Genomic DNA, 8,675 nt, shown 5'->3' with positions numbered 1-8,675 from the left:
ACCTTCAGCTACACCCTTTCCGATGGAGCCCAGCACAGCGCGATCGGCAACGTGACCGTCAACGTCGCGCCCGCCCCTCCGCCACCCCCGCCGCCTCCGCCGACCCAAACCACGGCGCAGTATACGACGGGCGACGACGGCGCGAACGTCATCAACCTCTCAGCCCGATCAACGCCCCAGCTGATTGCTGCCAAGGGCGGCAACGATATCGTCACCGGTGGCTCGGGCAAGGACACGATCAACGGCGGCGAGGGCAACGATGTCCTCACCGGTGGCCTTGGTGCCGACCGCCTGACGGGTGGCGCGGGCGACGATCGCTTCGTATTCACCAAGGGAGATCTGGCCGGCACCGCTGTCGCGACCGCCGTGCTCGACCGTGTAGACGATTTTACCGGTGCCGGTGTGCCAGGCGGCGATGTTCTCGTCTTCCAGGGCTTCGATCCTGGCGCCACCCTCGTCCACCTTAGTGCCAGCAACACGCTGCACAGCTACGAGGTCCGGGAAGGCGGAACGGCTGTCGGCCGCCTCACCGTGGTGCACGCCGGCCCCGCGCTCCTTTCGGACGACGTCTTCTTCGAGGGCGCGGCACCGCCCACCCCGCCGCAGACCGCTCAGTACACCGCCGGGACGGCTGGCAACGATCTCATAGACCTATCGTCCCGCGGGACGCGGTCACAGCTGGTCAATGGGCAAGATGGCAACGACACCATCATCGGCGGCTCCGGCAACGACACCCTGAACGGTGCCGCGGGTGACGACCGGATCATCGGAGGCAGTGGTAAGGACACCCTGACCGGCGGCACCGGCGGCGACACGTTCGTGTTCAGCAGCGTCTCAGGAGCTGGAAACGGCACTCATACGACCACCGGGCGGGATGTCATTACGGATTTCGTTAGCGCGCAGGGCGACCGGATCGACCTTGCGGGCATCGATGCGGTGGCGGGTGGGAGCGACGATGCATTCAGCCTTATCGGGACCGCAGCTTTCACCGCTGCAGGGCAAATCCGGTACGTCGTGCAGGGCAGTACAACCATCATCGAAGGCAACGTCTTGGGAGCCGATGGCGCTGAGTTCCAGATCCACCTTTCGAAGGCGATCAACCTGACTGCGAGCGATTTCCATCTTTAATGCCGGTGGCCCGCCACAACCCACTTTGCTCCGTTCCATAACGCCCAAGCCATGAACGGACCTGCATCAGCAGAGCTGTGTTGCATTCAGATCAGCGATTTTGAATTTTGGGCAGTCTTCCCTTACGGGGCTGATCGTCAGGTTTACGGTCGTTTTGCCGACAAGTTGGCACTATGCATCCAATGTGTTGCATCCTGAAGCACCTCAGTTGCGCTTCTTGCTGGCGCTACACCGCATTTTCTCAATCGTCTCTGTTCCTTGCGGGTCGTGTCCGTCAATGAGGTGGAAATTCGGGGTGGACTTGGAGCGGCCATCGGTCAGGCGGCCTGAGGTGGAATTGCTGTGAGGGTGTCGTCGAGCAGGCTCGCGGTGAAGCCAGCCATGCCCTCGATCTGCATGTAGCGGTGCTGGAGCTGCCATTCGTCGTTGGCCTCCAAGAGCACGGCTCCGATCAGACGCTGGATCGAGTCGGTGTTGGGGAAGATGCCCACCACGTCGGCGCGTCGCTTGATCTCCTTGTTGAGACGCTCCAGCGGGTTTGTGGAGTGCAACTTCGTTCGGTGCTGCAGCGGGAACGTCAGGTAGGCGAGCACGTCCTCGCTCGTGGCATCGATGAAGCCTTTGAGCTTCGGCCAACGGTTGTGAAGCTGCTCAGCCAGATGGTGGAGCGCGGCTCGGGCTGCCTCCTGGTCGGGCTGCTGGAAGGCGTGGCGCAGGCCGGCGGCGACCATGGTCTGCTGAGCGCGCGGCACATAAACGAGCGCGTTGCGGGTCCAATGAACCCGGCACCTTTGCCAGGTCGCCTTCAAGACGCGGCGGATGGCGGCTTTAAGCCCCTCGTGCGCGTCCGAGATGACAAGTTGCACACCTGACAGCCCGCGCTTGACCAGGTCGCGCAGGAAATCGGTCCAGAACACCTCGGCCTCGGACGGGCCGATGTGCAGCCCGATGATCTCGCGTCGACCTTCGGTGTCCACCGCCACGGCGACTATGGCGGCTACGGAGACGATGCGCCCGCCCTCACGCACCTTGAGGTAGGTGGCGTCGAGCCAGAGATAGGGCCATGCGCCGGACAGCGGGCGCTTGAGGAAGGCGTTCACCCGCTCATCGATGTCCTTGCACAGCTTCGACACGGAGGACTTCGAGATGCCCGACAGCCCCATGGCCTGCACCAGGTCGTCCACGCGCCGAGTCGACACGCCTGCGATCCACGCCTCCTGGATCACCGCCACCAGCGCCTTCTCGACGGTCTTCCTTGGCTCCAGGAAGCCGGGGAAGTAGCTGCCGGTGCGCAGCTTGGGGATCTTGAGGTTGAGCGAGCCCAGCCGCGTGTCGAGGCTGCGTTCGCGATACCCGTTGCGGTAGGTGCTGCGCTCGCCAGACCGCTCGTAACGACCCGCGCCGATCAGACCGTCCACATCGGCCTCCATCAGGATCTGCAGGACCGTCTCGGCCAGGCTGCGCAGGAAGTTGCCGTCGTCAGCCTTCTGAAAAGCCTCGATCAGTGCCACTCTGTCGTCGGTCATCGGGTGCTCCCGGTTCGGGTTGAAGTCCGCAAACTCCACCTTAGCCGCATGGCCCGATGGCCACCCCAATCCCCGCCAAAGCGGTCCTCGAATTTACACCTCGTCCGCGGATGCTACCTCCTTGCCCGCGCCTTCGCCTCAGATGGCTGCGCACGATCCGAGCCGAGCTCGCCATGCTTGCGGATAGTCCATTGCCAAATCCACTCATCTTTCAGGGTTCGGCGCGACTTTAAGGGCGTACTAGTAGGTGTAGGACTGCAGATCGGCTCTTCAGAATCCGTGCCAAACTCTCCAACGTCATTCAACGATCGAGGGATGAGAGTATTTACTGGTGGTATGACCCTCCGATCTCACAACTATCTTCTCACGAAACGCACCGATTGCATGAAGCACATCAGCGGTAGCAGGCGACCGCCGCGAGGACGAGCCCCAGCGCTGCCCCAAGTTGTGCCCCCGCTAATCCGCCGATCCACCCCCACGGGAGGCCCAGCCAAAGCCCGAGTGCGGCCATCACTATTGCGCCGCACACCAAAACAATTAGCAACTGTTCACCTCTAGACTATCTTATGATAAGATTTATAATTCTGACATTGGTCGACAGCGTCATTAATCTAGAACTTAATATCCACATTACAGAGTTGTCACAAATTGTGATTGACGCTTTATATTCATAGTGGTGGCACGAAGATCAGATAACCATGATCGGTTGATAGACGCCAGCCTTGTACATTCACAAAAATGCAGATATGGAATTTGCTTTAAGTATGAATTAACTAGGTAGAGCTGTTCCAGGCGAGGAGAATGCGCATGCTGCCTGAAGCTGGATATCACAGTCCCTCCACTCACGATGCGTCGCACCATCCGATCAAGATTGTTGCGCAGGCGGTGCTTCCGTTGGAGCAGCCCCAGCGTCTGGAGCGCGTCGCTAAGCGCAGCCTCGACATTGGTGTTGCAGGCGCGGCGTTGTTCCTCCTCCTACCGCTGCTTCTGCTGATCGGCTTGCTCGTTTGGGCCAGCGACCACAAAACTCCCATCTTCCGGCACACGCGGATTGGACGGGGCGGTCGGCGCTTCGGCTGCCTGAAGTTCCGCTCCATGGTAATCGATGGTGATGCCGTTCTGCGCGCGCATCTGGCAGCCAACCCCGCCGCTCAGCGTGAGTGGGAGAAGACACACAAGCTCATACATGATCCCCGTGTGACGCCGCTGGGCTCGGTTCTGCGCAAGACCAGCTTAGACGAACTGCCCCAACTCATGAACGTGCTGCGCGGTGAGATGAGCCTGGTTGGACCTCGTCCGATCGTCTCCGCCGAGGTCGAACGCTACGGCGCGGCCTTCACCACCTGCTTCTCGGTCACACCTGGGGTCACCGGTCTGTGGCAGGTGTCGGGGCGCAGCGATTGTACCTATGCTGAGCGGGTCGCGCTGGACCTCGAATATGCCACGCGCTGGAGCTTCTCGCGCGACATCGTCATCATGCTGCGTACCATCCCGGCTGTGTTGGCTCAGCGCGGGAGCCGCTGATACCTCCAACATTGCTGAAGCGGCGGGGCGAGACGCTGGCTGGCCATCAGGACCCGCCGGAGATGCGGTATTGAAGGCCCTGATGCTCAATACGTTGCTGGGTTTGGATCTGTGCCGCCTTGGGTCGATTTGGCAAGCTGCGGTGCTGGTACCGATCGTTGCCGCTGAGGTGACTTACGGTGGTGTACGGCCGATAGCTGGGCGCACTCAGAAGGGGCCTATCGCAAACACGCGGCGTTTATCCCGCGTTGACCATCTGGCCCGCATGGCGCCTCCGTTTTCGGAGGCCAACCATGAACTTGCCCACTGTCGCTGCGAAGCGCGAACAGCGTGCCAAGGCCGACTTCAAGGGCCGGCACTACGAAGCGACCCTGATCGTACAACCGGTTTCTTGGTACCTACGCCACCCGCTAAGCTACTGTGATATCAAGGAGCCGTTCTCTGGCTATACGTTAAACTCGGGTTCCACCGGGGAGGGCTTCTAGACGATCAGACTCGACACTATACGCCAGGGCTCCAAAACTTCCTCGGTGACCGACGTCGGCATGACCTTCTGTTCAAAGACCGTAGCTAAGGAAGGTGTCAGGCTCGCGAGGTGTTTGCCTTTTCCCAGAGCCTGGAGCGGCTTGGCCGGGATGAAGCTCCGTCCGGACATAGGGCTACGTTTAATCTCGACGGCAAATGACCGCCGTGCTTGCTTTGGTAACATACCTTGTCGATGAGAATATTTTAGATTATGTTTTTCATGAGACGTTCCAACAAGTATTATCTAATAATTTGTATTAGAGTTATTTTATAGAGATCTATCGTATACTGATGCCAGGATGGCGTTTGAAGAGTGGGACGCAGCCTTCCGGAAAATTTCAGCCCAAGCTGCCTTCGTAGCTTTCACGCCTTTAGCTATGGCCGGGTTTTTCTTGATCCATGTGACACGACGCAATCAAACTTGATAAAACTTAATATTGGATATAGTGAGTATTTACATAACCCTTTAAAATGCTACCGAACGCTGATCCGTCGCCATTCGAAGAGCTCAATAGGTCATTCGACCGAATGGGGTAAGTCGATGGCGCTACGGGTCCGCGCAGGTCCCATTTCAGGAACATGCAACGCTCATGAATGATCGGACCATTTCGCCATCGCCTGACTTCCTGGGCCTTACAGCTGGTCTCGTTGCTGCCTACGTCGCCAAAAACTCCGTTCCAGCGACAGAACTGCCGGATTTGATGGCTAAGGTCCATGCCTCTCTAAGTAAGCTGACGAGTACAGCTTCAGTTAAACCTAGTAAGCCCGAGCCACCGACCCCAGCACAGGTTCGCAAGTCGATCACGTCCGATGCGTTGATCAGCTTCGAGGACGGCAAGCCTTATAAGACGCTGCGGCGGCATCTCACCCGGCGGGACCTCTCGCCCGAGTCTTATCGCGCGAAGTGGGGTCTCCCGGCGGACTACCCGATGACGTCCGCTTCCTACTCGGCGCAACGCTCGGAACTCGCCCGGAGCTTCGGCCTGGGTCAGCATCGTCGCAAATCATCCTCCATTGCAGCCGGCGATGAGCAGACGCAGGTTGATGCTGCTCCTGCGAAGCGCCGTGGCCGTTCCTCCAGGGACACAAAGCCATCTGCAGACGCTTGAGGGTGGCGGCGCCTTAGGCTTTAGCCGCAGGCGCAGACACGGTCCCGGCACAAATTGCTGTGGGCCTTACGGTGGGACAGCGTCGGCAATGCTTTAGCTCGTCAAGCTGCAGATGACATCCACGACGCGTGAGAAAACCGGTCTTCCTGGGTCGCCGTGGTTATGTATGCAGAAGCGTGCGGTCGTCGATCTGTGGGACCGTTGCGGGGTGCGCACGGATCAACAGTGTGCGCTGGGTACGCATGATCCTCAGCAAGCTCTCGGCCCGGGCCAGTTCGGCTTGTGTTTCGATCGGGTCTCCCTCGTCCGCAAGCAGTACGGCGATGTGGATCATCTGCTCAACCCGTCGCTCCTCAGCCCGAGCGATGATCCGGCCCAGGGCTCCGAGCCCGTCCTCCTGTGGTCCTGTCATCGAGGCGACCTCAAGGAGCGAGAAGGCAGTGATGGATTTCGACGCCGGCAATCTGGGATAATCAGTATCCAGATTAAAATATCCCGCACCATCAAATGATTGCTGTGATATGTTTTATTGAAATTCGCCTGAATGCCCCAATTATGGGCCATTAGAATCACGTTTACGGTTCGTAAACTTCTAGATACTGATATTGATTCAACGTCGTGGAGTAAATATGAATCAAGGGGCGTGAAATGTCCGACCAGAGACGAGTGCAGAGACAGCCTTGCCGCTTGGATGCGCGAATATTTGTGCCGCAGCTTAGTGCCCCAATCCGTTGCACGATCAAGGACATCTCAACGCTCGGAGCCTTCGTGCAGCCAAACACACGTCAATCAATTCCAGCCAGCTTCGATCTGTCTATCGGAGGAAGCAGCTCGCCCCGCGCATGCCGCATCGCTCGACGTGAGGCTCACGGCTTTGGCGTCGAGTTTCTTGATCCTGTCCGGCACGAAGTCGAGGACCTGCTCATTGAGCACGCCTTCAAGGAGGAAATGATGTTTGATGTACTCTATCCCTCCCTGAGTGGGGAGTTGACGGCGACGAAGATGCGCTTGCGTCAGACGACCAATGCCATCATGGAGTTGATTGAGCGCCGTAGCGCCATGCGTTGGCAGCACACAAGGGCAGCCTAATCCTTCCAGCAGGCCCACGAGAGCCTGCAGCAAAGGAAGCAGATAGGTATCTCGCTCGGGTTCGCTCTGTCGGGTCGTGGCTTGATCATACCTAAAGTCCAGACGACCTCCGCTGCGGTTGCGCCAGTGGGGCTCGCCTGCGGAGCATCGCTCAAGCGTGGGCGCCCCCGTCTTCGGGTTGGCTGCGCTTTACTCCCGGATTGCAGAGTATGAGCATGTCGCATTCTTCCGCCAGTCCATTTTCGCCTCTTACTACACTTAGCAAGCGCGGCGTAGATTTGCTTCTCCATACAAGTGAGCGCCTACACTCAATACGCCAAGGCGCTGAGGCACGGCGTGCCCCCAAACTTGGATGCTGCATCTTCCGGATGATTGTGCGGAGGCCCGACCAGTCCATCGCGCGGATTGAACAAATTTCGACGCGTGATCAGGCTGACGCCCGCCGTGTGGCATCGGAGATGAGCGAAGGCCGCCCCTACGACCTCTGGGGAGAAGATGGTCTGATCGCAACATGTCGATCAGCTGAGCATGCTCGGAAGGAGCCTATCTGAAGCTGATGCGCGCGTTTGGTACGGTTTGAAACCGAGGCGAGTTTTCAGCCCTACGACTTAGCTCATCCGTTCCTACTTGTAATACCAATCCTCATGGATCAGAACTCATGCGCCCACGGGCGCATTCCAATGGACATGATGCGCCAGGGCTGGGCGATGAGCTTGTTCCAAGCGTCGCAACACTGGTCGAGGATGTCGGCATAGGATTGGAAGATCCGGTTGCCGAGCCAGTTGTCGCGCATGAACTGCCAGAGGTTTTCGACTGGGTTGAGTTCGGGTAAGCGAGCCGGAAGAGGCAGCAGGGTGATGTTGCCCGGAACGCGCAGCTTCTTGGTGGTGTGCCAACCGGCCTGATCGAGCAGGAGCACGGCGTGGGCACCCGGAGTGACGGTCGCTGCGATTTCTTCGAGGTGATGGGCCATGGCCAACGTGGTGCAACGGGGCATGACCAAGCCCGCGCCCACGCCTCGGGCCGGGCAGATCGCCCCAAAGATGTAGGCTGACTGCGTGCGCTGATCCTTGGGGGCAGACGGTCGCGTTCCGCGTGCTGCCCAACGCCGGGTCAGGGTGTTCTTCTGGCCGACCCGCGCCTCGTCGCAGAACCAGACCTCTACGGGTTTGCCACCGACAGCCTGCGCGATCTGCGCCAGACGGTGGGGGAAATCTTTTTAGAGCTGCACCCGATCAAGTTGGGTCAAAGGCATCGTAGCCTGCGGCCATCAGGTAGTTACGGCATTCGTCCGGTGTGAAGCGGCCGAAGGCTTGCTNTAGGCCGGCAGGTAGAGCAGGCGGGCACCGGCTGCCTCGATGCGCTCGCGGATGCCGCTGACCTTGTGGGCGGGTAGGTTGTCGAGCACGACCGTGTCCCCGTGCTTCAAGGTCGGGATCAGGGTCTCCTCGACATAACGGCGGAAGCGAGCGCCGGTCATCGGTCCGTCGACGAGCGCGGTCGCCGTCAGGCCGCTGGCCCGTAGCCCCGCCATGACCGTGATGGTCTTCCAGTGTCCGAACGGCACGGCCACCCGGCAGCGTTCGCCCCGTGGAGCCCATCCGTAGCGACGCGCCATCTTCGTGTTGGTCGCGGTCTCGTCCAGGAACACGAGCCGATCTGGATCGAGGTCAGGCTGGCCCTCGAACCAGGCCAGGCGGGCCGCCTTCACGTCCTCCCGATCCTGCTCGGCGGCGTGACCGGTGTTTTTTTACGCGTGATGCCGTGGCGCTTA

At 59.7% G+C, this 8,675-nt stretch carries 5 protein-coding genes and 4 pseudogenes; 5 read left to right on the top strand and 4 right to left on the bottom strand.

What is annotated here, in order from left to right:
* A pseudogene (locus tag ASF57_RS14395) lies at positions 1-1,128 on the top strand (hypothetical protein); the annotation flags it as partial.
* A gap of 317 nt (positions 1,129-1,445) precedes the next feature.
* On the opposite strand, the gene ASF57_RS14390 reads toward ASF57_RS14395, so the two are convergent.
* A complete protein-coding gene (locus tag ASF57_RS14390) occupies positions 1,446-2,654 on the bottom strand; it encodes an IS256-like element ISMex14 family transposase (protein WP_056484636.1) in 1,209 nt (402 codons plus the stop codon).
* Between the two features lie 807 nt (positions 2,655-3,461).
* Here ASF57_RS14390 and ASF57_RS14385 point away from each other — a divergent pair.
* From ASF57_RS14385 to ASF57_RS25780, 4 genes and pseudogenes are all read left to right on the top strand, one after another.
* The gene (locus ASF57_RS14385) at positions 3,462-4,178 is read left to right on the top strand and encodes a sugar transferase (RefSeq protein ID WP_056484634.1); all 717 of its coding nucleotides are present in this window, start codon (positions 3,462-3,464) and stop codon (positions 4,176-4,178) included.
* A gap of 293 nt (positions 4,179-4,471) precedes the next feature.
* A pseudogene (locus ASF57_RS24825) lies at positions 4,472-4,618 on the top strand (IS6 family transposase); the annotation flags it as partial.
* Between the two features lie 675 nt (positions 4,619-5,293).
* Positions 5,294-5,812, top strand: a complete 519-nt coding sequence (locus ASF57_RS24820; RefSeq protein ID WP_082503975.1) for a MucR family transcriptional regulator — start codon at positions 5,294-5,296, stop codon at positions 5,810-5,812.
* Positions 5,813-5,978: 166 nt separating this feature from the next.
* A complete protein-coding gene (locus ASF57_RS25780) occupies positions 5,979-6,323 on the top strand; it encodes a hypothetical protein (protein ID WP_210166827.1) in 345 nt (114 codons plus the stop codon).
* 278 nt (positions 6,324-6,601) lie between these two features.
* On the opposite strand, the gene ASF57_RS26970 is transcribed toward ASF57_RS25780, so the two are convergent.
* From ASF57_RS26970 to ASF57_RS14365, 3 genes and pseudogenes are all read right to left on the bottom strand, one after another.
* Positions 6,602-6,919 (bottom strand): hypothetical protein, encoded by a 318-nt coding sequence (locus tag ASF57_RS26970; RefSeq protein ID WP_244476946.1) that lies wholly within the window; start codon positions 6,917-6,919, stop codon positions 6,602-6,604.
* Between the two features lie 631 nt (positions 6,920-7,550).
* Positions 7,551-8,120 (bottom strand): annotated as a pseudogene (locus ASF57_RS24815) (IS630 family transposase); the annotation flags it as partial.
* A gap of 100 nt (positions 8,121-8,220) precedes the next feature.
* Positions 8,221-8,675, bottom strand: a pseudogene (locus tag ASF57_RS14365) (IS630 family transposase); the annotation flags it as partial.

The sequence above is a fragment of the Methylobacterium sp. Leaf117 genome, from assembly GCF_001422985.1.
In the GTDB taxonomy this organism is placed as follows: domain Bacteria; phylum Pseudomonadota; class Alphaproteobacteria; order Rhizobiales; family Beijerinckiaceae; genus Methylobacterium.
Note: the sequence above shows the minus strand (reverse complement) of the source record. Positions and strands in the feature narration are given on the sequence as shown.

Coding starts and splice junctions, on each gene's coding strand:
- ASF57_RS14390 (WP_056484636.1), bottom strand. CDS start 2,654: ATGACCGACGACAGAGTGGCACTGATCGAGGCTTTTCAGAAGGCTGAC.
- ASF57_RS14385 (WP_056484634.1), top strand. CDS start 3,462: ATGCTGCCTGAAGCTGGATATCACAGTCCCTCCACTCACGATGCGTCG.
- ASF57_RS24820 (WP_082503975.1), top strand. CDS start 5,294: ATGAATGATCGGACCATTTCGCCATCGCCTGACTTCCTGGGCCTTACA.
- ASF57_RS25780 (WP_210166827.1), top strand. CDS start 5,979: ATGCAGAAGCGTGCGGTCGTCGATCTGTGGGACCGTTGCGGGGTGCGC.